This is a genomic window from Streptomyces sp. RLA123 (genome assembly GCF_056270165.1).
The window spans coordinates 2,523,786-2,548,658 of sequence record NZ_JBWDOR010000003.1; the positions used below are offsets into that span (position 1 = coordinate 2,523,786).

The 24,873-nt window shown below is 71.8% G+C and carries 21 protein-coding genes and 1 riboswitch; of the genes, 9 read left to right on the forward strand and 12 right to left on the reverse strand.

The features are described from left to right. Positions 1–3 precede the first annotated feature (3 nt). From RV983_RS11225 to RV983_RS11245, 5 genes are all read right to left on the reverse strand, one after another. On the reverse strand, positions 4–804 hold the full coding sequence (locus tag RV983_RS11225; RefSeq protein WP_475985654.1) for an ABC transporter permease: 801 nt from the start codon (positions 802–804) through the stop codon (positions 4–6). Beyond that, positions 804–1,739 (reverse strand): ABC transporter permease, encoded by a 936-nt coding sequence (locus RV983_RS11230; RefSeq protein ID WP_475985655.1) that lies wholly within the window; start codon positions 1,737–1,739, stop codon positions 804–806. The genes RV983_RS11225 and RV983_RS11230 overlap by 1 nt, the downstream gene beginning before the upstream one ends. Further along, positions 1,739–2,920 (reverse strand): ABC transporter ATP-binding protein, encoded by a 1,182-nt coding sequence (locus tag RV983_RS11235; RefSeq protein ID WP_475985656.1) that lies wholly within the window; start codon positions 2,918–2,920, stop codon positions 1,739–1,741. Before RV983_RS11235 ends, RV983_RS11230 begins: the two co-directional genes overlap by 1 nt. Positions 2,921–2,949: 29 nt before the next feature. After that, the gene (locus RV983_RS11240; protein ID WP_475985657.1) at positions 2,950–4,179 is read right to left on the reverse strand and encodes a polyamine ABC transporter substrate-binding protein; all 1,230 of its coding nucleotides are present in this window, start codon (positions 4,177–4,179) and stop codon (positions 2,950–2,952) included. A gap of 83 nt (positions 4,180–4,262) precedes the next feature. After that, positions 4,263–5,780, reverse strand: coding sequence for a gamma-aminobutyraldehyde dehydrogenase (locus tag RV983_RS11245; RefSeq protein WP_475985658.1), 1,518 nt, complete (start codon positions 5,778–5,780; stop codon positions 4,263–4,265). A gap of 309 nt (positions 5,781–6,089) precedes the next feature. On the opposite strand from RV983_RS11245, the gene RV983_RS11250 reads away from it, so the two are divergent. Beyond that, on the forward strand, positions 6,090–7,787 hold the full coding sequence (locus RV983_RS11250; protein ID WP_475985659.1) for a PucR family transcriptional regulator: 1,698 nt from the start codon (positions 6,090–6,092) through the stop codon (positions 7,785–7,787). A gap of 1 nt (position 7,788) precedes the next feature. Here RV983_RS11250 and RV983_RS11255 read toward each other — a convergent pair whose 3' ends face one another. Continuing rightward, positions 7,789–9,456 carry a DUF4190 domain-containing protein gene (locus RV983_RS11255; protein WP_475985660.1) on the reverse strand — a complete coding sequence of 556 codons (1,668 nt, stop codon included), beginning with the start codon at positions 9,454–9,456 and terminating at the stop codon, positions 7,789–7,791. A 113-nt stretch (positions 9,457–9,569) separates the two neighbouring features. On the opposite strand from RV983_RS11255, the gene RV983_RS11260 reads away from it, so the two are divergent. Beyond that, positions 9,570–10,604 (forward strand): adenosine deaminase, encoded by a 1,035-nt coding sequence (locus RV983_RS11260; RefSeq protein ID WP_475985661.1) that lies wholly within the window; start codon positions 9,570–9,572, stop codon positions 10,602–10,604. Beyond that, a complete protein-coding gene (locus RV983_RS11265; protein WP_475985662.1) occupies positions 10,592–11,275 on the forward strand; it encodes a glycerophosphodiester phosphodiesterase in 684 nt (227 codons plus the stop codon). The genes RV983_RS11260 and RV983_RS11265 overlap by 13 nt, the downstream gene beginning before the upstream one ends. A 14-nt stretch (positions 11,276–11,289) precedes the next feature. On the opposite strand, the gene RV983_RS11270 is transcribed toward RV983_RS11265, so the two are convergent. Together RV983_RS11270 and RV983_RS11275 are read right to left on the reverse strand one after the other, a co-directional pair. After that, the gene (locus tag RV983_RS11270) at positions 11,290–11,814 is read right to left on the reverse strand and encodes a hypothetical protein (protein ID WP_475985663.1); all 525 of its coding nucleotides are present in this window, start codon (positions 11,812–11,814) and stop codon (positions 11,290–11,292) included. Positions 11,815–11,897: 83 nt separating this feature from the next. Continuing rightward, positions 11,898–13,349: a gamma-aminobutyraldehyde dehydrogenase gene (locus tag RV983_RS11275; protein WP_475985664.1), complete on the reverse strand. Its 1,452-nt coding sequence runs from the start codon at positions 13,347–13,349 to the stop codon at positions 11,898–11,900. Positions 13,350–13,511: 162 nt separating this feature from the next. Between RV983_RS11275 and RV983_RS11280 the strand changes: the two genes are divergently transcribed. The 5 genes from RV983_RS11280 (at position 13,512) to RV983_RS11300 (ending at position 18,710) form a co-directional block, all read left to right on the forward strand. Continuing rightward, a complete protein-coding gene (locus tag RV983_RS11280; protein WP_475985665.1) occupies positions 13,512–14,015 on the forward strand; it encodes an Lrp/AsnC family transcriptional regulator in 504 nt (167 codons plus the stop codon). A 2-nt stretch (positions 14,016–14,017) separates the two neighbouring features. Further along, positions 14,018–15,379, forward strand: a complete 1,362-nt coding sequence (locus RV983_RS11285; RefSeq protein WP_475985666.1) for an aspartate aminotransferase family protein — start codon at positions 14,018–14,020, stop codon at positions 15,377–15,379. Between the two features lie 217 nt (positions 15,380–15,596). Then, positions 15,597–16,322, forward strand: coding sequence for an ABC transporter ATP-binding protein (locus RV983_RS11290; RefSeq protein ID WP_475985667.1), 726 nt, complete (start codon positions 15,597–15,599; stop codon positions 16,320–16,322). Continuing rightward, on the forward strand, positions 16,304–17,458 hold the full coding sequence (locus RV983_RS11295; RefSeq protein WP_475985668.1) for a hypothetical protein: 1,155 nt from the start codon (positions 16,304–16,306) through the stop codon (positions 17,456–17,458). The genes RV983_RS11290 and RV983_RS11295 overlap by 19 nt, the downstream gene beginning before the upstream one ends. A gap of 124 nt (positions 17,459–17,582) precedes the next feature. Beyond that, positions 17,583–18,710, forward strand: a complete 1,128-nt coding sequence (locus tag RV983_RS11300; protein WP_475985669.1) for an LOG family protein — start codon at positions 17,583–17,585, stop codon at positions 18,708–18,710. A gap of 205 nt (positions 18,711–18,915) precedes the next feature. On the opposite strand, the gene RV983_RS11305 is transcribed toward RV983_RS11300, so the two are convergent. From RV983_RS11305 to rlmN, 4 genes are all read right to left on the reverse strand, one after another. Continuing rightward, complete coding sequence (locus RV983_RS11305) at positions 18,916–19,941, reverse strand: ABC transporter ATP-binding protein (RefSeq protein WP_475985670.1); 1,026 nt, start codon at positions 19,939–19,941, stop codon at positions 18,916–18,918. Next, positions 19,941–21,572, reverse strand: a complete 1,632-nt coding sequence (locus RV983_RS11310) for an ABC transporter permease (RefSeq protein ID WP_475990285.1) — start codon at positions 21,570–21,572, stop codon at positions 19,941–19,943. Before RV983_RS11310 ends, RV983_RS11305 begins: the two co-directional genes overlap by 1 nt. Before the next feature lie 59 nt (positions 21,573–21,631). Continuing rightward, complete coding sequence (locus RV983_RS11315) at positions 21,632–22,708, reverse strand: thiamine ABC transporter substrate-binding protein (RefSeq protein ID WP_475985671.1); 1,077 nt, start codon at positions 22,706–22,708, stop codon at positions 21,632–21,634. Continuing rightward, positions 22,700–22,804: riboswitch (TPP riboswitch) on the reverse strand. (Overlaps the previous gene by 9 nt.) 59 nt (positions 22,805–22,863) lie before the next feature. After that, positions 22,864–23,970 carry a dual-specificity RNA methyltransferase RlmN gene (gene rlmN / locus RV983_RS11320; RefSeq protein ID WP_475985672.1) on the reverse strand — a complete coding sequence of 369 codons (1,107 nt, stop codon included), beginning with the start codon at positions 23,968–23,970 and terminating at the stop codon, positions 22,864–22,866. A 243-nt stretch (positions 23,971–24,213) separates the two neighbouring features. On the opposite strand from rlmN, the gene RV983_RS11325 reads away from it, so the two are divergent. Then, positions 24,214–24,837 (forward strand): hypothetical protein, encoded by a 624-nt coding sequence (locus RV983_RS11325; protein WP_475985673.1) that lies wholly within the window; start codon positions 24,214–24,216, stop codon positions 24,835–24,837. The last annotated feature ends 36 nt before the right edge of the window (positions 24,838–24,873 follow it).

Sequence of the window (24,873 nt, forward strand, 5' to 3'; positions counted from 1 at the left end):
GGTCTACGTATGGGCTTTCCTGCGGCGTCCCAGCAGCTGTCCGACGACGACGCAGAGCACGGCCACCACGAACATCAGCGTGCCGATGACGTTGACCTGGACGGGCAGTCCCTTCTGGGCGGCGCCCCAGACGAACATCGGGAAGGTGACCGTGGTGGGTCCCGCGTTGAACTGCGTGATGATGAAGTCGTCGATGGAGATCGCGAAGCTCAGCAGCGCGCCTGCCGCGATGCCGGGCGCCGCGATCGGGAAGGTGATCCGCCAGAACGTGGACCACGGTGTGGCGTACAGGTCCTGGGCGGCCTGCTCCAGCCGGGGGTCCATGCTCATCACGCGCGCCTTGACCGCCGTCACCACGAAGCTGAGGCAGAACATGATGTGCGCGATGAGGATGGTCCAGAAGCCGAACTGGATGCGCATGTTGAGGAACAGGGTGCCGAGCGAGGCACCCATGACGATCTCGGGCATCGCCATCGGCAGCCAGATCAGCCCGGTGACCGGCCCGCGGCCGCGGAAGCGGTGACGGGCGAGCGCGAAGGCGACCATGGTGCCCAGCACCGTGGCGCCGATCGTGGCGAGGACGGCGATCTCCAGGGACAGCGACACCGAGTCGCACATGTCGCCGACGCCGCAGGGGTTCTTCCAGGCGTCGAGCGAGAAGTGGTTCCAGGTGTAGTTGAAGCGGCCCTTGGGCTGGTTGAAGGAGAAGATCAGGACGACGACGTTGGGGAGCGTCATGTACGCCAGGGCGGCGACGCCCGCGAAGACGACCAGGTGGCGGCGCACCCAGGTGAGAACGGGCATCAGACCAGTTCCTCCGTTCCCGCCTTGCGGATGTACACCGAGACGATGACCAGGATCACGGCCATGAGCATGAAGGACAGCGCGGCGGCGGTCGGGTAGTCGAGCACCGTCAGGAACTTCGACTGGATGACGTTGCCGATCATCTGCTCACTGGGGCTGCCCAGCAGTTCGGCGTTGATGTAGTCGCCGGAGGCCGGGATGAAGGTGAGCAGCGTGCCGGCCACGACGCCGGGCAGCGAGATCGGGAACGTCACCTTGCGGAAGGTGGTGAAGGGGCGGGCGTACAGGTCGCCGGCCGCTTCGTGCAGCCGCGGGTCGATCCGCTCGAGCGACGTGTACAGCGGCAGGATCATGAAGGGCAGGAAGTTGTACGTCAAACCGCACACCACCGCCAGCGGCGTGGCGAGCACGCGGTCGTCGGCGGTGAGGCCGAGCGCGGCGGTGGCGTTGAGGATGTGGAGCTTGTCCAGCGCCGAGACCACGACGCCGTCGTCGGCCAGGATCGTCTTCCAGGCCAGGGTGCGGATCAGGAAGCTGGTGAAGAAGGGCGCGATGACCATCACCAGCAGCACGTTGCGCCAGCGGCCGGCCTTGAAGGCGATGGTGTACGCCAGCGGGTAGCCGATCGCCAGGCACAGCACGGTGGCGATGCCGGCGTAGATCAGCGACCGCAGGTAGAAGACGTCGTACTCCTGGAAGGCGTCCCAGTAGGTCGCGAAGTGCCAGGTGACGCGGTAGCCGGTCTCCAGTGAGCCGGTCTGCACGGAGGTCGAGGCCTGGTAGACCATCGGGGCGACGAAGAAGACCAGCAGCCACAGGATGCCGGGCAACAGCAGCCAGTACGGGACGAGTCTGCGCCGTCTGGCGGCAGCGCCGGGCGGTGCCGGCGGGGTCTGGGCGGGCGCGCCCGCGGGCGCCGGGGAGAGGGCGGCCATTACGCGCTGACCTCCCCCGCCTCGATGTCCTGGGCGGCGTCGAGGCCGAAGGTGTGGGCCGGGCTCCAGTGCAGGACCACGTCGGCCCCGGGCACCAGGCGGCCGTCGCGCTCCACGTTCTGCGCGAAGACCGCGAGTTCGGGGCACCAGGGGCTGTTGACGACGTACTGCGTGGAGACCCCGATGAAGCTCGCGTCCACGATCCGGCCGGTCATGGAGTTGCGGCCGTCGGGGATGTCGCCGGCGTCGTCGGCGTGCACGATGGTGATCTTCTCGGGCCGCACCCCGGCGAGGACCTTGTCCCCGGACCGCGCGCTCTTGGCGGCGCAGCGCGCGGCCGGCATGACCAGCCGCCGGTCCCCGACGCTGAGCAGCAGGTCGGCGCCGTCGGTGCCGGTGATCTGGGCCTCGATCAGGTTGGACTGGCCGAGGAAGTTGGCGACGAAGGTGCTGCGCGGGTTCTCGTACAGGTCGCTGGGGGCACCGAGTTGCTCGATGCGGCCGGCGTTCATCACCGCGATGGTGTCGGCCATGGTCATGGCCTCTTCCTGGTCGTGCGTGACGTGCACGAAGGTGATGCCGACCTCGGTCTGGATGCGCTTGAGTTCCAGCTGCATCTGGCGCCGCAGTTTGAGGTCCAGCGCGCCCAGCGGCTCGTCGAGCAGCAGCACCTTGGGGTGGTTGATCAGGGCGCGGGCGACGGCGACGCGCTGCTGCTGACCGCCGGAGAGCTGATGCGGCTTGCGGCGGGCCAGGTGGCCGAGCTCCACGAGGTCGAGCATGTCCCCGACCTGGCCCTTGACGGACTTGATGCCGCGGCGGCGCAGACCGAAGGCGACGTTCTCGTAGATGTCCAGGTGCGGGAAGAGCGCGTAGTTCTGGAAGACGGTGTTGACCGGGCGCTTGTAGGGCGGCAGTCCGGTGACGTCCTGGTCGCCGATGCGGACGGTGCCGGAGGTCGGGTCCTCCAGCCCGGCGACCATGCGCAAGGTGGTGGTCTTGCCGCACCCGGAGGCACCGAGGAGGGCGAAGAAGGAGCCTTCGGGGATGGTGAGGTCGAGCGGGTGGACGGCGGTGAAGTCGCCGTAGGTCTTGCCGAGGCCGGTCAGTGTCACGGCGCCGCCGGCGGGGCCGCCGGGTCCGGCCGGCTCGTCGGTGAGCGGTGCGGTCTGCTGGGTCATGTCGTCAGATCCCTGTCTGCGGTGGCCGGTCAGGCGCCGATGAGCTTGGCGAACTTGCCCTCGAAGGCGGTCTCCTCGTCGGCGGAGAGGGACCGGAAGGGATGGGCCTTCGCCTTCATCTCCTCATTCGGGATGATCAGCGGGTTGCCGGCCACGTCCTTGTCGATCTTGAGCAGCTCCTCGTACACGCCGGTGCAGGGCGTGATGTAGTTGACCCACGCCGACAGTTCGGCGGCGATCGCGGGCCGGTAGTACCAGTCCATGAGCAGCTCGGCGTTCTTGCGGTGCTTGGAACCCGCCGGGACCAGCATGTTGTCCGTCGAGTAGATGTAACCGACGTCGGGGATCACGAACTTGATCTCTGGGTTGTCGGCCTGGAGCTGCACCAGGTCACCGGCCCAGGCCACGCATGCCGCGATGTTCCCCGAGGCCAGGCCGTCGGTGTACTCGTTGCCGGTGAACTGGCGGATCTGCTTGCCGTCCACGGCCTTCTGGACCCGGGCGACGGCGGCGTCGAAGTCGTCGGCGGTGAAGGACTCGGGCCGCTTGCCGAGGTCGAGCAGCGTCATGCCGATGGTGTCGCGCATCTCGCTCAGCATCGCGACCCGGCCCTTGAGGGCGGGGTCGTCCAGCAGCTGGGAGACGCTGCCGACCTTCTTCCCCTTGGTGGCCTTCTCGTTGTACGCGATGACCGTGGCGATGCCCTGCCAGGGGTAGGAGTGGGCGCGCCCGGGGTCCCAGTCCGGGTTGCGGAAGCGCTGCTCGAGGTTGGTGTAGGCGTTCGGCAGGTACGTGGGGTCCAGCGGCTGCGCCCATCCCAGGCGGATCATCCGGGCGGCCATCCAGTCGGTGAGGACGACCAGGTCGCGGCCGGTGTTCTGACCCGCCGCGAGCTGCGGCTTGATCTTGGCGAAGAACTCGACGTTGTCGGTGATGTCGTCGGTGTACTTGACCTTGATCCCGGTCTTCTTCTCGAAGGCCTCCAGGGTCGGCATGTGCTTCTCGTCGTCGCTCGTGTCGATGTAGAGCTGCCAGTTGGAGAAGACCAGCGACTTGTCCTTGTCGGACAGGTCGTCGCTCTTGACCCCGCCCTGGTTGTTGGTGGCGGCCGGGATGCCGCACGCGGCCAGTGCCCCTGCGCCCGCGACACCGAGACCGGCGCCGAGCACCCGGCGCCGGCTCAGGGAGGCCCTCCCGCTGGTCAGGCTGCGTTCCCACGCGTTGCGTACGGGTTCGGACAGGCCCTCGAACATCTCCATGGCGGTGCTGCCTCCAGGGGCGGAATTGCGTGGGACGGACGGGCGTACGGGCCGGTGGGGGACGGTCCTGGGCGGCGGCCGGGTCAGCGGTCGCCGAAGACGGTGCGGTGCCACTCCTTGCGGGCGACCGCGGTGTTGTCGTACATCACGTGCTTGACCTGGGTGTACTCGTCGAAGGAGTACGCGGACATGTCCTTGCCGTAGCCGGAGGCCTTGGAGCCGCCGTGCGGCATCTCGCTGATGATCGGAATGTGGTCGTTCACCCAGACACATCCCGCCTTGATCTCGCGGGTGGCGCGGCCGGCACGGAAGACGTCGCGGGTCCACGCGGACGCCGCCAGACCGTACGGCGTGTCGTTGGCCAGATCCAGACCCTCATCATCGCTGTCGAACGGCAGCACGACCAGTACCGGACCGAAGATCTCGGACTGGACGATCTCGCTGTCCTGGGCGGCGCCCGTGATCAGCGTGGGCCGGTAGAAGGCGCCCGGCGCCGCGGGGGCCTCGCCGCCGGTGACGACCGTGGCGTAGGAACGGGCGCGCTCCACGAAACCGGCGACGCGGTCGCGCTGGGCGTACGAGATCAGCGGCCCGAGGTCGGTCCCGGCGTCGAAGGGATCGCCGACGCGGATCCCGGCGAAGAGGTCGGCGACCCCGGCGACGAAGGCGTCGAACAGGGGCCGCTGCACATAGGCGCGGGTCGCCGCCGTGCAGTCCTGGCCGGTGTTGATCAGGGACCCGGCGACGGCGCCGTGCACGGCCGCCTCCAGGTCGGCGTCGTCGAAGACGACGAACGGCGCCTTGCCGCCGAGCTCCAGGTGGAGCCGTTTGACGGTGGCGGTGGCGATCTCGGCGACGCGCTTGCCGACGGCGGTGGAGCCGGTGAAGGAGGTCATCGCGACATCGGGGTGGCCCACCAGGTGCTCGCCCGCGGGCCGGCCGGCGCCCGTGACGATGTTGACCACGCCGTCCGGGATACCGGCCTCGCCGGCCGCCTGGGCGAACATCAGCGAGGTCAGGGGCGTCAGCTCGGCGGGCTTCAGCACGATGGTGTTGCCCGCCGCGATGGCCGGCAGGACCTTCCAGGCCGCCATCTGCAGCGGGTAGTTCCACGGCGCGATGGAGCCGACGACACCGACCGGCTCGCGGCGCACGTAGGACGTGTGGTCGCCGGAGTACTCGCCCGCGGCCCTGCCCTCCAGGTGGCGGGCGGCCCCGGCGAAGAAGGCGGTGTTGTCGATCGTGCCGGGGACGTCGAACTCGGTGGTCAGCCGCAGCGGCTTGCCGCACTGCAGTGACTCGGCCCACGCGAACTCCGCCGCCCGTTCCGCCAGTACGGCCGCGAAGCGGTGCATGGCGTCGGACCGGGCCGCGGGAGTGGCGCCCGCCCAGCCGGGCAGGGCGGTCTTCGCGGCGGCGACGGCCGCGTCCACGTCGGCGGTGCCGGCCGTCACGTACCGGTGCACGGCCTCGCCGGTGGCGGGGTCGACGACGGTGTGGTCCTGGCCGGACGTGCCGGGGCGGAGTCCTCCGGCGATGTACTGGGCCCCCTCGGCGAACCGTTTCTGCACATCGAACGCGCCATGCGCACTGAGGGCCATCGTCTTCTCCTCGGATCCGCTCGGGCTGCGTGGCCAAAGCCTGGATTGATGGATGATCCTGACAGAGTAGGCTCGCCTCAACAAGTGATTCCGTTGTTGCCTTTTGGTTACGCGACGAAATCTGTCTTCCCCGGCGATGTCATCGGATCGCCGCGGTGGACAATCCCGAAAGCCGCCCGCGCCCGGCAACCGGCACCTCGCATGCCGTGCCCCGGCCGCCCGTGCACCCGCGGGCTACGGTGGCAGTGCCGCCCGCCGCGTGCCTTGCCGCCCCGACCCGCCCGCCCCACCCTCCCCGGAGGTCGCACCGTGTTCCCCACCGTCGCCGAGGTCCTGCAGCTCGACGCGCTCCGCCGCGGGTCGCCGCAGGTCGTCGCGGGCGCCGACGGGCTCCACCGGCCGGTGCGCTGGGTGCACGTCAGCGAGCTCGCCGACATCGCCGGCATGCTGCACGGCGGCGAACTGGTGCTGACCACGGGCGTCATGCTCCCCGAGGACAAGGAACCGCTGGCCCGCTACATCGACGACCTCGCCGACGTCGGCGCCTCGGGCCTGGTCGTCGAACTCGGCCGCCGCTACGCGGACACCCTGCCGCGACCGCTGGTGCGGGCCGCGGAACGGCGCGGGCTGACGCTCGTCGCGCTCCGCAACGAGGTCCGGTTCGTCGCCGTCACCGAGGCAGTGCACGCACACGTCGTGGACGCCCAGCTCAGCGAGTTGCGGGCCTCCGAGGCGGTCCACCAGACCTTCAACGAGCTGTCCGTGGAGGGCGCGGAGGCCGACGAGATCGTCCGCGAGGTCGCACGCATCGCGGGCGCGCCCGTCGTCCTGGAGAACCTCTCCCACCAGGTACTCGCCTTCGACCCGGCAGGGCACGACCCGCAGGCGCTGCTCGACGGCTGGGAACGCCGCAGCCGCGGCGTCGCCCCGGCCGGCCGCACCGGCCACGACCCCCGCAGCGGCTGGCTGGTCACCGGGGTCGGGGCCCGCGGCCGCGACTGGGGGCGGCTGGTCGTCGTCGGGGAACCGGTGCCGGACTCCGCGCCCGCGGCCGGCGAACGCCAGCACCCGCACACCGTGCTGCTGGAACGCGGCGCCGCCACCCTGGCCCTGAACCGCCTGCTGGAACGTGACCGCGAGTCGCTGGAACGGCAGACCCACCGCACCCTGCTGTCCGGAATCCTCACCCACGCCCTCACCGTCTCCGACGTCGCCCTCCGCGCCCGGGCGATCGGCGTGCCCCTGGAGGGCCGCCGGCTCGTGGGCGTCATGCTGCGGCTGCGCGGCGCGGGCGTCGCCGCGGCTCTGGAGGCGCAGGCCAGGCTGCGGGACTTCACCGAGACCGCCGGTCAGGCCGTGCGCGACCGGGGGCTGACCGCGCTCACCGGCACCCTCGACGATGGCGCGGTCGGTGTCCTGGTCTCCCTCGGCCCCGCCGACGACGAGCACACCGCGCTGGAGGGCTTCGCCGCCGCGCTCACCCGGCTCACCGAGACCGCGCCGGACGGCGGCCCCGCCTTCGTCATGGCCGCCGGCTCCTCCGTCGGATCGCTGCGCGACGCCCGCCGGACCCTGCTGGAGGCCGCCCAGGTCGCGGACGCCGCACTGCACGGCGGCCGGCAGGAGGGCGGAAGAGCGCAGCCGTCCGGGACAAGGGTGGGAGCGGGGGGCGGACGGGCCTACTACCGGCTGCCGGACGTACGGCTGCGGGGGCTGCTGCATCTGCTGCGCGACGACGCCCGCCTCCAGACGTACGTGGAGCGCGAACTCGGCCCGCTGCTGGCGCACGACGCCGAGCACGGCACGGACCTGGTGCGCATCCTCGCCGCCTATCTGGAGAGCGGCCGCAACAAATCGGCGGCGGCGGACGCCGCCCACCTGTCACGGCCCTCCTTCTACGACCGGCTGCACCGCGTCGAGCGCGTCCTCGGCATCGACCTGGACCAGGTGGAGTCCTGCCTGTCGCTGCACGTGGCGCTGCTCGCGCTGGAAGCGGTGCGTCGGTAGGTCAGGGGACCGGCAGCTCCCAGTAGGTGTAGTCGTAGTCGAAGCCGGGGGCGATCTCGACCTGGAACCTGCCGTCCTGGTCGTCGTCGGGCACGATCACGGTGACGTCGGACGTCACGGTCTCGCCGGAGCCCAGCTCCCCGGGCAGCCCGTCGTCCTGCGTGATGTCCTCGAGGGTGTCCTCGTCCTCCTCCTCGGCATAGGCGTTGGCCTCGGAGTCGGACATGTCGGCGGTTTCGTCACCGGTGTTCTCGAGGGTCACGGTGAACGTCACCGCGGTGCCGTCGGATGCCGAATCCGAGGACACATCGTCGGCCTCCCGCGCGGCGGAGACGGTCACCACCACACCGTCGTCGTACGTCGCGGGGGTGCCGGCCTCCAGCGGCATGCCGTACTCGCCCCCGTCCGCGCTGATGATCTCGCCGTCCGCCGAGTCGAACCAGCCGCCGCTGATCCCGCCGACCACCAGCGTGATCATCGCGCCGGAGACCACCACGGACGCGATGCCGAGGATCAGGCCGGTCAGCGCCTGGCCGCGGTTGGTCGCCTCGCCGCGGCGCGCGAGGCGCAGGCCGACGATGCCGAAGGCGAGCGCCGCCAGACCCAGGGGAAGGCCGAGGAACGCCCCGAAGCACGCGACACCGAGGATGGAGCCGATGATGCCGAGCACCATCGCGGTGACCCCGAACCCGTTGCGCGGCGCGGGCTGCCCCCAGGCCCCGTACGGGCCGGGGTAGCCGGGGTATCCGGGGTAGCCCGGGTACTCGGGATACGCCGGGTACCCCGGATATCCGGAGTGGCCGGGGTATCCGGGGTATCCGGGGTGACCCGGCTGGCCGGGGTAGCCCGGGTACTGCCCCTGCGGGGGGACGGCTCCCCACTGGCCGTACGGGTACGGCTGCGTCGGTGCCTGCGTCTGCGTGTGTGCCTGCGGGGCCGGCGCGTCGGCGGGCACCGGCCGCTTCGTCATCTCCACACCAGGGGCCTGCGGTATGGGTGGCGGGGCCCACGGTTCCCCCGCCGCGGGCGCCTGCGGCTGCGGCTGCGCCGGTACGGCGGCCGCGGGATACCCCCACGGACCCGGCTGCGGCGCGGCCGGGTACCCGGCCCCGGGCACCGGCGGTGCCCACGGATCCTGCGTCACGGCGGCGGCCTGGCCCACCGGGTCCGCCGCCTGCGGCGGCACCGCGCCGAACTCCCGCGCACGGACGTCCTCGACCGGGTCGGCGACCGGGCTGCCGGCCTCCACCACCCCGGACTCCGCCGCGGCCACCGGCGAAGCGGCATCCGCGGGAGCCGGGTCGTCCCCGCCCGCGGCGGCGGCGGCCTGGCCCACCGGGTCCGCCGCCTGCGGCGGCATCGCGCCGAACTCCCGTACACGGACGTCCTCGACCGGGTCCACGGGCGGCGCGTCCTCGACCGGGTCGGCAACCGGGCTGCCGGCCTCCACCACCCCGGACTCCGCCGCGGCCACCGGCGAAGCGGCATCCGCGGGAGCCGGGTCGTCCCTACCCGCGGCGGCGCCGGGCGCGGCCTCGGCCTCGGGCGCATGCGCCTGCACCCGGCGGAAGGCCCGGGTGCGGTCGTCGGGGGTGTCGTCCGGCGGCGGGACGGGGGGGTGGGCGGGGGCGGCGTCGTGTGGCGCCGGGGTCTCGCGGTCGTCGGACATGCGGTGATCCTCCTGGCTACGTCGGGCAATGCTATGGCCTGCGAAGACGGCGGACCGCAACAATTTCGCGTCTACGATGGCCGTTGCCGCCGAGCGCTCAGGAGGATCACCGCATGTCCGACACCGTGCCCGCCCTCGACGCCTTCATCGCGGGGCTGCCGAAGGCCGAACTCCACGTCCACCATGTGGGTTCCGCCTCGCCCCGCATCGTCGCCGAGCTGGCCGCACGGCACCCGGATTCCAAGGTGCCCTCCGACCCCGCCGCACTCGCCGAGTACTTCAGCTTCCGGGACTTCGCGCACTTCATCGAGGTCTATCTGTCCGTCGTCGACCTGATCCGCGACGCGGAGGACGTGCGCCTGCTGACGTACGAGGTGGCCCGGGACATGGTGCGGCAGAACATCCGCTACGCCGAACTGACCGTGACCCCGTACAGCTCGGTGCGGCGTGGCATCCCGGACCGGGCGTTCGTGGAGGCGATCGAGGACGCGCGCACGGCGGCCGAGAAGGAACTGGGCATCGTGCTGCGCTGGTGCTTCGACATCCCCGGCGAGGCCGGCCTGGCCTCGGCGGAGGAGACCGCGCGCATCGCCACCGAACTGCGCCCGGAGGGTCTGGTCAGCTTCGGCCTGGGCGGCCCGGAGATCGGTGTGCCGCGCCCGCAGTTCAAGCCGTACTTCGACCGTGCCCGCGCGGTGGGCCTGCGCAGCGTGCCGCACGCGGGCGAGACCACCGGCCCGCAGACGATCTGGGACGCGCTGAACGATCTGGGCGCCGAGCGCATCGGCCACGGCACGAGCGCCACACAGGACCCGCGGCTGCTGGACCACCTGGCCGAGCACCGCATTCCGCTGGAGGTCTGCCCGACCTCCAACATCGCCACCCGCGCGGTGACCACCCTGGACGAGCACCCGGTGAAGCAGATGGTCGCCGCGGGCGTGCTGGTCACGATCAACAGCGACGACCCGCCGATGTTCGGCACCGACCTCAACTCCGAGTACGCGGTCGCCGCCCGTCTGCTGGAGCTGGACGAGACGGGCGTGGCCGCGCTGGCCAGGAACGCCGTCGAGGCGTCCTTCCTGGACGCCGGCGGCAAGGCACGGCTGTCCGCCGAGATCGACGCGCACCTGGCCGGATGGCAGCGCTAGCCGTCGCCCATCGCGGCGACCCGTACCGCCACCGCGAGAACACCCTGCCCTCGCTGCGCAGCGCGCTGCACGCGGGGGCGGACGCGGTGGAGATGGACGTACGGGTGACCCGCGACGTCGTGCCGGTGCTGCTGCACGATCCCACCCTCACCCGGCTGTGGGGGGTGGACGCCGCCTTGGCGGAACTGCCGGCGGCAGCCCTGCCACCGGGGATCCCCACGCTGTACGAGGCGCTCGGCGCGGTCGAGGGCTGCCGGGCGCTGGTCGACATGACGGTGCCGGAGTCGGCGCCCGCGGTCCTGGCCGCGGTGCGGGACGCGGGCGCGGAGGACCGGACGTACTACTGCGGCGAGGCCGCGGTGATGCTCGCGGTCCGGGACCGCGATCCGGCCGCGGAGATCGCGCTCACCTGGAAGACCGCGGCGCCGGTGCCCCCGCTGCTGCTCACGGAGTTGCGGCCGCGCTGGATCAATCTGCGCTTCGGGCTGGTGCGCAGCCCTCTGGTGGCGTGGGCGCGCGGCGAGGGCCTGCTGGTGGGCGCGTGGACGGCGGATCTGCGGCGTACGATGCGCCGGCTGGAGCGGCTGGGCGCGGACGCCATCACCTCCAACCGCATCGAGGTGCTGCTCGGCGAGCTCGGCGGCCGGCCGGTCCGTCCCGCTCGGCGGTGACGGCGGACGCGGCCTCAGGCCGGGGCGCCGGCGTCCGGCAACGGCTCGGGTGACACGGCCGCCGCAGGGGGCATGGCCTCCAGCCGCTTGATCATGCGGCGCAGGATCAGCAGCGGGACGACGCCGAAGACGCCGAACGCCATGTCGACCGGCATCCACCACAGCGGCAGGCCCCGGATCGGGATGCAGATCGCCGCGAGCGGGATGACCCCGGCGCAGGCGATCATGGCCCACTCCACGATCCAGATGTTGCGCACCGCGTCGCGCCAGACACCGTAGAAGGCCGTGGCGATCACCAGGTGGGCGAAAGCGAGCCAGTCCGTGCCGTAGAACAGGAACGGGTAGTCCGCGTCGGTGGCGTCCGCCCCCTCCCGCACCCGGGAGATCCAGTCGCCGACGAACCCGGGCAGACCCCAGCCGTCCACCCACCGCACCTCGTGGACGAGCGGGAACGCGGTCACGCCGCTCAGCGCCAGGCACACCACAAAGACGACCAGCCACACGCGAATGCGCTGCTCGAGCGCTCTTCGTTGCTCCATGATCCGGAGCGTACGCGGACGTGCCGCGGCCCCGGACACGAGGGTGTGTCCGGGGCCGCCCGGCCGGTCGCGGGTCCGGGGTGTCAGCCGTCCAGCGAGGTCATGACGTGCTTGACGCGGGTGTAGTCCTCGAAGCCGTAGCCGGAGAGGTCCTTGCCGTAGCCGGACTTCTTGAAGCCGCCGTGCGGCATCTCGGCGACCAGCGGGATGTGGGTGTTGATCCACACGCAGCCGAAGTCGAGGCGCTTGGACATGCGCATCGCGCGCGCGTGGTCCTTGGTCCACACCGAGGAGGCCAGGGCGTAGTCGACACCGTTGGCCCACGAGACGGCCTGGTCCTCGTCGGTGAAGGACTGGACGGTGATGACGGGGCCGAAGACCTCGTTCTGGATGATCTCGTCGTCCTGCCTGAGGCCGGACACCACGGTCGGGGCGTAGAAGTAGCCCTTGTCGCCGACCCGGTGGCCGCCGGTCTCGACCTTGGCGTGCGCGGGCAGGCGCTCGATGAAGCCGGTGACCTGGGCGAGCTGGTTGGCGTTGTTGAGCGGGCCGTACAGCACGTCCTCGTCGTCCGGGGCGCCGGTCTTGGTGTCGGCGGCGGCCTTGGCGAGCTGGGCGACGAACTCGTCGTGGATGGACTCGTGGACCAGCACGCGGGTGGCGGCGGTGCAGTCCTGGCCGGCGTTGAAGTAGCCGGCGACGGCGATGTCCTCGACGGCCTTGGCGATGTCGGTGTCCTGGAAGACCACGACCGGGGCCTTGCCGCCCAGTTCCAGGTGGACCCGCTTGACGTCCTTGGCGGCGCTGGCCGCGACCTGCATGCCGGCCCGTACCGAGCCGGTGATGGAGGCCATCGCGGGGGTGGCGTGCTCGACCATCAGCCGGCCGGTGTCGCGGTCGCCGCAGACCACGTTGAAGATGCCCTTGGGCAGGTCCAGTTCGGCCAGGACGTCACCGATGATCCCGGCGATCAGCACGGTCGAGGCGGGGGTGGTGTCCGAGGGCTTCAGGACGACCGTGTTGCCCGCGGCGATCGCCGGGGCGAACTTCCACACGGCCATCATCATGGGGTAGTTCCACGGCGCCACCTGGGCGCAGACGCCGACCGGCTCACGGCGGACGATGGAGGTCATCCCGTCCATGTACTCGCCGGCCGAACGGCCCTCCAGCATGCGGGCGGCGCCCGCGAAGAACCGGATCTGGTCGACCATCGGCGGGATTTCCTCGCTCGCGGTCAGCCCGATCGGCTTGCCGGTGTTCTCGCTCTCGACGGCCACCAGCTCGTCCGCGCGCGCCTCGAAGGCGTCGGCGATCTTCAGCAGCGCCTTCTGGCGCTCGGAGGGCGTCTTGTCGCGCCAGACCGGGAAGGCGGCCGCGGCCGCCGCCATGGCGGCGTCGACGTCGGCGGCACCGGACAGCGGGGCGGTCGCGTAGGCCTCGCCGGTGACCGGGTTGACCACGTCCGTGGTGCGCCCGTCGACGGCGTCGCGGAACTCTCCGTTGATGTAGTTGCGCAAGATACGGAGCTCGCTCACTGCACCTCTCCCTGTCCTGTCCGATGTGTGAGACGCCCCCAGACTACCCACACCACTGCCGTATTCGACATAGCCGAAACTCCGCGACAATGGATTCCGTGAGTTTTGAGCCGCAAAACTGCGGATTTCATTGAACGGGGGTTGCGCGACTGCTGACCTCTCATGCACAGTGTGTGCGTGGCCACTCGTACTCCGGATCCCAGGGGCGCCAACGGCACCTTTGTGATCGACTCCGTCTCCAAGGCGATCATCGAACAACTCCAGGAGGACGGCAGGCGTCCGTACGCCGCCATCGGCAAGGCCGTGGGCCTGTCCGAGGCGGCCGTGCGGCAGCGCGTCCAGAAGCTGCTCGACCAGGGCGTCATGCAGATCGTCGCCGTCACCGACCCGCTCACCGTGGGATTCCAGCGGCAGGCCATGGTCGGCATCAACGTCGAGGGCGACATCGATCCCGTCGCCGACGCGCTCGCCGCGATGACGGAAGTCGAGTACGTCGTCGTGACCGCGGGCTCCTTCGATCTGCTGATCGAGATCGTCTGCGAGGACGACGACCATCTTCTGGAGACGATCAACAAGCGGATCCGCACGCTGCCCGGCGTGCGGTCCACCGAGAGCTTCGTCTATCTCAAGCTCCGGAAGCAGACCTACACCTGGGGAACCAGATAGCCATGAGCGCGGACCTTTCCAAGACCGCGTACGACCACCTGTGGATGCACTTCACCCGCATGTCGTCGTACGAGAACGCCCCTGTGCCGACCATCGTGCGCGGCGAGGGCACGTACATCTACGACGACAAGGGCAAGCGGTACCTCGACGGGCTCGCGGGCCTGTTCGTGGTCAACGCCGGTCACGGCCGGATCGAACTCGCCGAGACCGCCTACAAGCAGGCCCAGGAACTGGCCTTCTTCCCGGTGTGGAGCTACGCCCACCCCAAGGCCGTGGAGCTCGCCGAGCGGCTGGCGGACTACGCCCCCGGCGATCTGAACAAGGTCTTCTTCACCACCGGCGGCGGCGAGGCGGTCGAGACCGCCTGGAAGCTGGCCAAGCAGTACTTCAAGCTCAAGGGCAAGCCGACCAAGTACAAGGTCGTCTCCCGCGCCGTCGCCTACCACGGCACCCCGCAGGGCGCCCTGTCCATCACCGGCCTGCCGGGTCTGAAGGCCCCCTTCGAACCGCTGGTCCCCGGCGCGTTCAAGGTGCCCAACACCAACATCTACCGCACCCCGATCTTCGGCGACGACCCCGAGGCCTTCGGCCGCTGGGCGGCCGACCAGATCGAGCAGCAGATCCTCTTCGAAGGCCCCGACACCGTCGCGGCCGTCTTCCTGGAGCCCGTGCAGAACGCCGGCGGCTGCTTCCCGCCGCCGCCCGGCTACTTCCAGCGGGTCCGCGAGATCTGCGACCAGTACGACGTGCTGCTCGTCTCCGACGAGGTCATCTGCGCCTTCGGCCGGCTGGGCACCATGTTCGGCTGCGACAAGTTCGGCTACGTCCCGGACATGATCACCTGCGCCAAGGGCATGACCTCGGGCTACTCTCCCATCGGCGCGTGCATCATCTCCGACCGCATCGCCGAGCCCTTCTACAAGGGCGACAACACCTTCCTGCACGGCTACACCTTCGGCGGCCACCCGGTGTCGTCGGCGGTCGCCCTCGCCAACTTCGACATCTTCGAGCGCGAGCAGCTCAACCAGCACGTGCTCGACAACGAAGGTGCCTTCCGCGCCACCCTGGAGAAGTTGCACGACCTGCCGATCGTGGGCGACGTCCGCGGCAACGGCTTCTTCTACGGGATCGAGCTCGTCAAGGACAAGGCCACCAAGGAGACCTTCACCGACGAGGAGACCGAGCGCGTCCTGTACGGCTTCCTCAGCAAGGCGCTCTTCGAGAACGGCCTGTACTGCCGCGCCGACGACCGCGGCGACCCGGTCGTCCAGCTCGCCCCGCCGCTGATCGCCGACCAGTCGACGTTCGACGAGATCGAGGGCGTCCTGCGCACGGTCCTCACGGAGGCCTGGACCAAGCTGTGATCTCCGGGGCTCTGTTCGCCTCAGCAACGCTCCCGGCCCCTTCGGCGCACTCGCCGGAGGGGCCCCTGCGTGTGCACGGCGGCCGGCACACCACCGTCGCAGCTAGGCCGCACGGGTGGCCGCGCGCGCAAAGGCCCACGGTAACCGCGGCCCGGGGGCGCCGGGCGCGTAGCGTGCCCGCAGTGACCCGGACTCCCCGCGTTCGTTAGAGGCCAACGTGAACCCACCCGACAACGACGTGCTGTGGGCCCGCGGCCTGCGCCACACGCACGACCGCTCACCCGCCCTGCTCGGTGTGTCCCTGGGCGTGCGGGAGGGCGAGATCCTCGGCATCCTCGGCCCGCACGGCGCCGGGAAGACGACACTGCTGCGCTGCCTGTCCGGCGAACTGCTGCCGGAGCAGGGCGAGGTGTGGTTCAACAGCGCACCTGTGCACACCCTGGGCAGCGCCGCACGCGAACGACTGCGGCGCGAGCGTTTCGGCTGGGTGGAGAGCACCCCGCAACTGCTGCCCGAACTGACGGTGTGTGAGAACGCCGCGCTGCCGCTGCTGCTGGCCGGAATCCCCTACCGCACCGCCCGCACCGCCGCCCAGGACTGGCTGGACCGCCTGGACATCGGCGGTGCCGCCCGCAAGCGCCCCGGCCAGCTGCTCCAAGCCGAACGCCAGCGCGTCGCGATCGCCAGGGCCCTGGTCAACCGCCCCGCCGTGGTGTTCGCGGACGAGCCGACCGCCCCGCTGCACCGCGCCGACCGCTCCCAGGTGCTGCGCATGCTGACCAGTGCGGCACGCTCGCACGGCATCACGGTCGTCCTGGCGTCCAACGAACCCGAGGTCGTCTCGCTCGCCGACCGGGTCATCACTCTCGTCGACGGCCGCCCCGTCGCGGGCATGCCGCAGCAGGACCGAGAGGGCGCCGACTCGTGCTCAGCCTCCGTGTAGCGCTCGGCTCGCGGCCGGCCGTCCTGGCACGCCGGCTGCTGGTCGTGGCGGCGGCCGCGGGCACCGGCTTCCTGCTGCTCGCCACCCTGGGCCATGCCCTCACCCACACCGGGGGCACCGCCCGCGGGCTGATCCGGCTCGCGTGGTGCGCCGTGCCGTTCGCCGCCACCGTGCACCTGTCGGTGTTCGTCGCGCGGACGGAGCCCAGCGGGCGCCTGCACGCCGGTCTGTCCGCGGCCGGGCTCGGGCGGCACGGGCTGCCGCTCCTGGGCGCGGCGAGCACCGCGCTCAGCACCGGTCTCGGGGTCCTGCTCGCGCTGCTGGCCTTCCTCCACCTGCGCGGCGACCTGCCCGGCTCGCCGCTGAGCGGCGCCGCCTCCGGACCGCTCGGCGCGGACCGCCCGCTGCCGGTGGTGGGGGCGCTCACGCTGCTCGCGCTGGTGCCGGTGGTCTCCGCCGTGGCGACCGCGTACTGCCTGCGGGCGGCGCGCGCGACGGCCACCGACGAGACGGCCGTCCGCACACCGCCCACCGGACTGCCCTGGGGGGCGGCGCTCACCACGATCGGCCTCGCCATCGAGATCACCGCCGCCCACGACGCACGCCGGAACCCGCCCGGCACCCTCCTCCCGCTGCCCGGCGGCCTCGGCGGGATCGCCCCGGCCATGGCGGGCGGCTGGATCCTCATCGCCATCGGCCTGGTCCTGGCCATGCCGGGTCTGCTCCACGAGTGCGGCCGCCTCCTGGCCTCCTGCCGGCCGACCGCGCTGCGCCTGCTCGCCGGGCGCGCCCTTCAGGAGGAGGCCCCCCGCGTCGGCCGCCCTCTCGGCGTCCTGTGCGCCGTGTGCGCCGCCGGCCTCGCCACGGCGGCCCGGCTCGACGCGGGCGCCCAGCCCCTCGGTCCGCTGACCGTGCTCGGCGCCACGCTCGTCGCCGTCGCGGCCGCCGGCACCGCGCTCACGGCGACGGTCGACGCCAAGCGGGCCCGGCGCCCCTCGACATCGGCCCTCACCCGCCTCGGCGCCCCCGCCTCCCTCCTGCGTTCCGCCGCCACCCTGCGCACGACCACCGCATTCGTCCTGGTGGCTCCGGTCACCTGGCTGGTCTCCCACCTCGGCACTCTCCCCCTGCCGTAGTGGGCGTCGGGCCCGGCACCGTCCGGGCCCCACGGTGGACCGGGGCGCCCGATTCCCCTCCTCGAACCGGGCGCCCCCTCCCCTCCTCCGCCCCCGGCGGACCCGCCCGCCGGCGCTCGCTAGAGTGGCGGGCGTGCAACAGCCGCCCCGCGACATCGAGATCGAGACCCTGGACGAGTTCGACCGCGTCGCCGCGTCGGGCTCCCTGCGCGGACACCGCGTGCAGTCGGTCGATCTGACGACCCGTACCTTCGCCCTGCTCTCCGCGGACACCACCGAGGCCGTGTTCCTCGGCTGCCCGATGGAGCCGGAGGCCGCCGCCCACGTCCGCTCCACGGGCGCCCTGGTCTTCCCGCCCGTGCCGGAGCTGCCCTTCGACCCGTACCGGGGCACGCTCTACACCCCGGATGCCCTGTACGAGGGCCTGACCAGCCCCGACGGCTACGACGCGACGCCCGACGCGCACGCGTACCAGTGGTTCCTGCGCACCCGCGACACGGGCGACATCTTCGCGTCGATGCTCCGCAGCATCCACGACGACGCCGTCTCCGACGCCTTCGACGAACTCCTCGCCGGGGCCCGCGTCGTCGGCGTGATGGGCGGCCACGCCATGGCCCGCGGCACCGACGCCTACGCGGGCGCGGCCCGCCTCGGCAGGGCGCTGGCCCGCGAGGGCCTGACCGTGGCGACCGGCGGAGGACCCGGCGCCATGGAGGCGGCCAACCTCGGCGCGTACGCGGCGCCCTTCGACGACGCGATGCTCAAGGACGCGCTCGACACGCTCGCGCAGGTCCCCTCCTTCCGGCCCTCCATCACCGACTGGGCCCGCGCCGTCTTCGCCGTGCGCGACCGCTACCCCGGCGGGGGCGCCTCCGTCGGCGTGCCGACCTGGTTCTACGGTCACGAGCCGCCGAACGCCTTCGCCGCGCACATCGCCAAGTACTTCGCCAACGCCACCCGCGAGGACGGCCTGCTGGCCCGCTGCACAGCGGGCGTGGTCTTCCTTCCGGGCGCGGCGGGCACCGTGCAGGAGATCTTCGACAACACCACGCCCAACTACTACGAGTCGAACGGCGCCCCGCGCCCCATGGTGCTGGTCGACGAGGAGCACTGGACGACCCGCCTCCCGGCCTGGCCCCTCCTCCAGTCCCTCGCCGAAGGCCGCAGCATGGCGCCCCGCATCGCCCTGGTGGACTCCATCGAGGACGCCCCCAGGGCGCTGGCCCGCCTCACGGCGGACGAGGCCCGGTAGCAGCCACGTCCCGGCCCTCGCGGTACGAGGGCCGGGAACCCGATCGTCCTGGTGAGCGGGGATCGCCCGGGAGGAAAGGCGTCTGCCCGGTGCCGTGCACGTCCGGCGTTTGCGCGGGGACACAGCTGGGACACAGCGCCCGGCCGAGCGGGTGGGCGAGCCCGGCTTGACCGGACCGCCGACGCACGGCGAGCAGCGCGAACCCTCAGGCCCCGAGCACCACGACCTCGTCGGCGGCGAAGGCGACACCGACCGTCTCCCCCTCGGCAGGCGCGTCACGCAGGGCGCACGAGGCCTCCAGGCGCGGCCCGCCCGCGGGCTCCAGCAGCAGCGTGACCTGGTCACCGCGGAAGGTGCGCGCGACCACCGCGCACGGCAGCCCCTCTTCGGCGGGCACGAGCCGCACCCCGGCCGGGCGCACCAGGAGCCGGCCGGGCCCCTGCGGCGATCCGGGCGGTACAGGGATCTTGCCCCAGGGGGTGTCGGCGGCGTCTCCGGTGACGGTCACCGCCGGCACGTTGCCGAATCCGAGGAAGCGGGCCACGAACTCCGACGCGGGCCGCCGCCACACCTCCAGCGGCGTGCCGGCCTGCTCGACGTGCCCGTCACGCATGACGACGACCCGGTCGGCGAGCGCGAAGGCCTCGCCCTGGTCGTGGGTGACGGCCAGCACGGTCGTGCCCAACCGGCGGAAGAGCTGGCGCAGTTCGACCACGAGACGCTCGCGCAGACCACGGTCGAGCTGCCCGAGCGGCTCGTCCAGCATGAGCAGCCGCGGTTCGGGCGCCAGCGCGCGGGCCAGCGCGACCCGCTGCTGCTCACCGCCCGACAGGGATGCCACGGCGCGCCGCTGCGCGCCGGGGAGCCCGACCAGCTCCAGCAACTCCCCCACCAGGCGGTCGCGTTCGCCCCGCACCGTCCCGCGTATGCGCAGGCCGAAACCGACGTTGCCCGCGACGTCGTGCTGCGGGAAGAGCTGGTGGTCCTGGAACATCAGGCCCACCCCGCGCCGGTGCGCCGGCACGCCGCTCTGGTCCCGGCCGCCGAGCAGGACGCGACCGGCGTCGAGCGGTTGCAGCCCGGCCACGGCGCGCAGCATCGTGGACTTGCCGCCGCCACTGGGTCCGAGCACGCACACCGTCTCGTGCTCGGCGACCTCCAGGTCCACGGCGTCCAGGACGGCCCGTCCGCCGAAGCGCACGGTGGCGCCGTCCAGTCTCAGCAGGGTCATCAGAACTCCCCCGTCCTGTCGTCGCGGTGGCTGCCGTGGACACGCAGCCGTTCCAGTGCCAGCAGCGCGCCCGCGCACACCAGCATCAGCACGGTGCTCAGCGCCATCGCCTGCCCGTGGTTGAGTTCGCCGGCCCGCCCGAGCAGGCGGGCCACCGCGACCGGCAGCGTGGGGTTGTCGGGCCGCGCGATGAAGACCGTCGCCCCGAACTCGCCCAGAGAGACGGCGAAGGCGAAACCCGCCGCCACCAGCAGAGCCCGCCGTACCAACGGCAGATCCACCTCGCGCCAGGCGCGCAGCGGCGACGCCCCGAGCACCGCGGCCGCCTCGCGCAGCCGCTCGTCCACCGCACGCAGCACCGGCAGCATGGTGCGCACCACGAAGGGCACCCCGACCAGCGCCTGGGCGAGGGGCACGAGGATCCACGAGGACCGCAGGTCCAGCGGGGGTTCGTCGAGTGTGATGAGGAAGCCGAAGCCGATGGTGACGGCGGAGGTGCCCAGCGGCAGCATCAGCAGCGCGTCGAAGCCGCGGACGAGCCGGCCGGCGCGCCGGGTGAGCGCGGCCGCCGCCAGACCGCCGACGACCAGGGCGATCGCGGTGGCCGCGGCCGCGTACTCCAGCGAGTTCCACACGGCGCTCACCGGAGCGACCCCGAAGGTGCCGCCCCCCGCCCCCGCGGAGCCGAGCGCACGGTAGAAGTCCAGCCCGTATCCACCGGGTCCGTCCAGTGACCGTTCGACCAGGACGCCGAGCGGCACCAGGATCAGCAGCGCGGCCGCTCCGAGCGTCCCGGCCAGCAGCCCCCACTCGCCCGCGCCGCGCGGCCGCCGCGCCGTTCCGGACGGGTCGACCAGCCGCAGCGCGCTCTCGCGGCGGCGTACGGTCCGGGCGTGCACGGCCAGGATGCCGACCACGGCGGCGAACTGGACGATCGTCAGCACGGCGGCCGTCGGCAGGTCCAGCAACTGGGCCGTCTCACGGTAGATCTCCACCTCCAGGGTGGAGTAGGCGGGCCCGCCGAGGATCTGCACCACCCCGAAGGACGTGAAGGTGAAGAGGAACACCATGACCGCGGCCGCCGCCACGGCCGGCGCGAGCGCGGGCAGCGTCACTCGCCGCCACGCGCCGAACCGCCCGGCGCCCAGCACCCGGGCGGCCTCCTCCTGCCGAGGGTCGAGCTGCGACCACAGGCCGCCCACGGTGCGTACGACCACGGCATAGTTGAAGAAGACGTGCGCCAGCAGGATCGCCCACACGGTGGTGTCCAGACGCACGCCCCACAGCTCGTCCAGCAGCCCGCCCCGGCCCAGCAGCGCGAGGAACGCCGAGCCGGCGACCACCGTGGGCAGCACGAAGGGCACGGTCACCACCGCCCGCAGCAGATGCCGCCCGGGGAAGTCGAAGCGCGCGAACACATAGGCGCCCGGCAGGGCGATCGCCAGGGTGAGCGCGGTCGAGGCGGCCGCCTGCCAGCAGGTGAACCACAGCACGTGCAGGATGTCGGGGTCGCCCAGCACGTCCGCGAACCGGCCCAGGCGCCATCGGCCGCCCTCGCGGAGCCCGCGGGTGACGATGGCGGCGACCGGGTATCCGAAGAACACCGCGAAGAAGGCGGCCGGCACGGCCATCAGGCCGAGCCGTACGGCGTGCGGCCGCAGGGCGGCCGCCCTCCTGCGGGTCGCTCCGGTTACTTCAGCACGAGCGAGGACCACGTCTTGACCCACTGCTCACGGTTTTCGGCGATCTTCTTCGGCTCGACGGTTGCGGAATCGCCGATCGCGGGCGCGTACTTCGTGAAGACCTCGGGCAGCTTCGCGTCGTCCCGGGCGGGGTTGACGAACATGCTGAGCGGCATGTCCTCCTGGAAGGTGCGGCTCAGCAGGAAGTCGACGAGCGCCTTGCCGCCCTCGCTGTTCTTCGCGCCGTCCAGCAGCCCGGCGAACTCGATCTGCCGGAAGCAGGTGGCCGTCGCCACCCCCGTCGGCCCCTCCTGGGGCTGCTTCTTCAGCGCGAGCACCTCGGCGGGCGGGCTGGACGCGTACGACACGACCAGCGGCTTGTCGCCCCTGCCGCCGCCCGCGCCGGAGAAGTCGTCGTAGTAGGCCTGCTCCCAGCCGTCGACGACCTGGACGCCGTTGGCCTTCAGCTTCGTCCAGTAGTCCTGCCAGCCCTCGTCGCCGTACTTCGCGGTGGTGGCCAGCAGGAAAGCCAGGCCCGGGGAGGAGGTCGCGGCGTTCTCCGTGACCAGCAGGTCCTTGTACTCCGGCTTGACCAGGTCGTCGAAGGTCTGCGGGACGGGCACCTTGTGCGCGGTGAACCAGGCGCGGTCGTAGTTGACGCACACGTCGCCGAAGTCGATGGGCGTGACGCGGTGCTGTGCGGCGTCGAGCTGGAGGGCGGCGGGGACCTTGTCGAGGTCCTTCGCCTCGTACGGCGTGAACAGGCCGTTGTCCAGGGCGCGGGAGAGCAGGGTGTTGTCGACGCCGAAGAAGACGTCGCCCTGCGGGTTGCCCTTGGACAGCACGGCCTGATTGACCGCCGCGCCGGCGTCGCCGCCGCGCAGTACCTTCACCGTGAAACCAGTCTGCCGCGTGAACTCCTGCAGCACGGCCTTGGAGGCGGCGAAGGAGTCGTGGCTGACCAGGGTGACGGTCTTGGAGGCGCTGCCGGCGGAATCATCGCCTCCGCCGCAGGCCGCGAGGGATGCCGCGCCGAGCGCGACAACGAGGGCGGTGCCGGCGGCACGCCGACGGATGGTGCTCATCAAGTGACTCCCTACGCCGGTATGACCCGGATCAGGTTCGAGGGTCTGCGGCCGTGCCGCACTCTCAGCGCTGTGTGCGCTCCCCTGTCGGATGTTCTCTTGTCGATCGTCCACGGCAAACAGCCACAGACGACCGTCACCCTAGCAAGCGCCTGTCAGCGCTCGGAAGCCGCCAGCTGCCCGCAGGCCCCGTCGATCTCCTGGCCCCGGGTGTCCCGCACGGTCACCGGCACGCCGTGCGCCTCCAGGGCCGCGACGAACGCCCGCTCGTCCTCGGGCCGCGACGCGGTCCACTTCGAGCCCGGCGTCGGGTTGAGCGGGATCAGGTTGACGTGCACGCGCTTTCCCTTGAGGAGCCGGCCCAGCCGATCGGCGCGCCACGCCTGGTCGTTGATGTCCCGGATCAGCGCGTACTCGATCGACACGCGGCGCCCGGACACGTCCGCGTAGTGCCACGCGGCGTCCAGCACCTCGCGCACCTTCCAGCGCGTGTTCACCGGCACCAGGGTGTCGCGGAGCTCGTCGTCGGGCGCGTGCAGCGACACCGCGAGCCGGCACTTGAAGCCCTCGTCGGCGAAACGCAGCATCGCCGGCACCAGGCCGACCGTGGAGACGGTGATGCCCCGCTGCGACAGCCCCAGCCCGTCCGGCTCGGGGTCGGTGAGCCGGCGGATGGCGCCCACCACCCGCTTGTAGTTGGCCAGCGGCTCGCCCATGCCCATGAAGACGATGTTCGACAGCCGCGCCGGCCCGCCCGGGATCTCCCCGTCGCGCAGCGCGCGCATGCCCGCCACGATCTGGTGCACGATCTCACCGGTGGACAGGTTCCGGTCCAGCCCGGCCTGCCCGGTCGCGCAGAACGGGCAATTCATGCCGCAGCCCGCCTGGGAGCTGATGCACATCGTCACGCGGTCCGGGTAGCGCATCAGCACCGACTCGACCAGCGTCCCGTCGAACAGCCGCCACAGCGTCTTGCGCGTCGTGTCGTTGTCGGTGCTGCTGTGCCGCACGACCGACATCAGGTCCGGCAGCAGCCCCTCCGCCAGCTTCCCGCGCGCCGCCGCAGGAATGTCCGTCCACGCGGCCGGGTCGTCCGCGTACCGCGCGAAATAGTGCTGCGACAGCTGCTTGGCCCGGAACGGCTTCTCCCCCAGCTCCGCGACCACCTCCCGCCGCTCGTCGGGCGTGAGGTCGGCAAGGTGCCGCGGCGGCTTCTTGGCGGCGCGCGGCGCGACGAAAGTGAGTTCTCCAGGTGCAGGCATGGTCCGTCCAGTGTCGCAGATCGTTTGGGGCGCCCCAGGTCGGATGGGTGAGGCCCCCGTCACTCTCCGGTGTCCCCTGCCGACCTCGGCCGGCCTTGACCGACCTTTCACGGCCCGCAGACGGCCCGGACGACGCGGTCCGCGCCGCGAGGGGGCGACTGCGAGCAGCCCACACGCCCGTCCGGGCGCCGGCGCGCCGAAATCCCGTCGCGCTCCTCGCCCCGACGAAGAACAATTCCCGTCATGGGGACGGACATATACGGGTTCATAGAGTGCCGCTGGGATCACTGGCTGGACGAAGACGACCGCGTCTGGTTCAGGGCCATCGACCTCATGCATCTCTACAACGGGCGCTCCTACGTCGCCTTCGGGTCCCTGTTCGGTGTCCGCGACACCACCTCCTTCCGCCCGCTTGCCGATCTCCGCGGCCTTCCGTCCGACGTGTCGCGGGAGACCCTCGCCGACTTCGAATCCTGCGGCTCGGACCTGCCCGACGCGTCCTGGATCACCTGGGCGGAACTGAAGGCCGCGGACTGGGAGGAGATCGCGAACGAGGTCGACGACTGCATTCACGAGTACCGCCGTAGCCCAGACGGGACCTGGGTGATGCACGGGCAGAACTCCGGCCTCACCCGCTTCGCCGAGCTCTCCGGTCATACCGACCACGACACCCTCTACCACGCGGGCAGGGTCTACGCCGAGGGCACCGAGTGGCCGGACGGCGACCGCCTCTTCCGCATCGGCCGCCTCCGCCGCAAGGATGCCGTGCCGGACAGGGACTGGGCCCCCGTCTGGTCGGTGATGCGAACACTGGCGAACCTGCACGGCGACGAGGGCGTCCGCCTGGTCGTCTGGTTCGACGGCTGACCCGCCCTGGCTTGAGCTCGACAGCCGGCCGCGTCA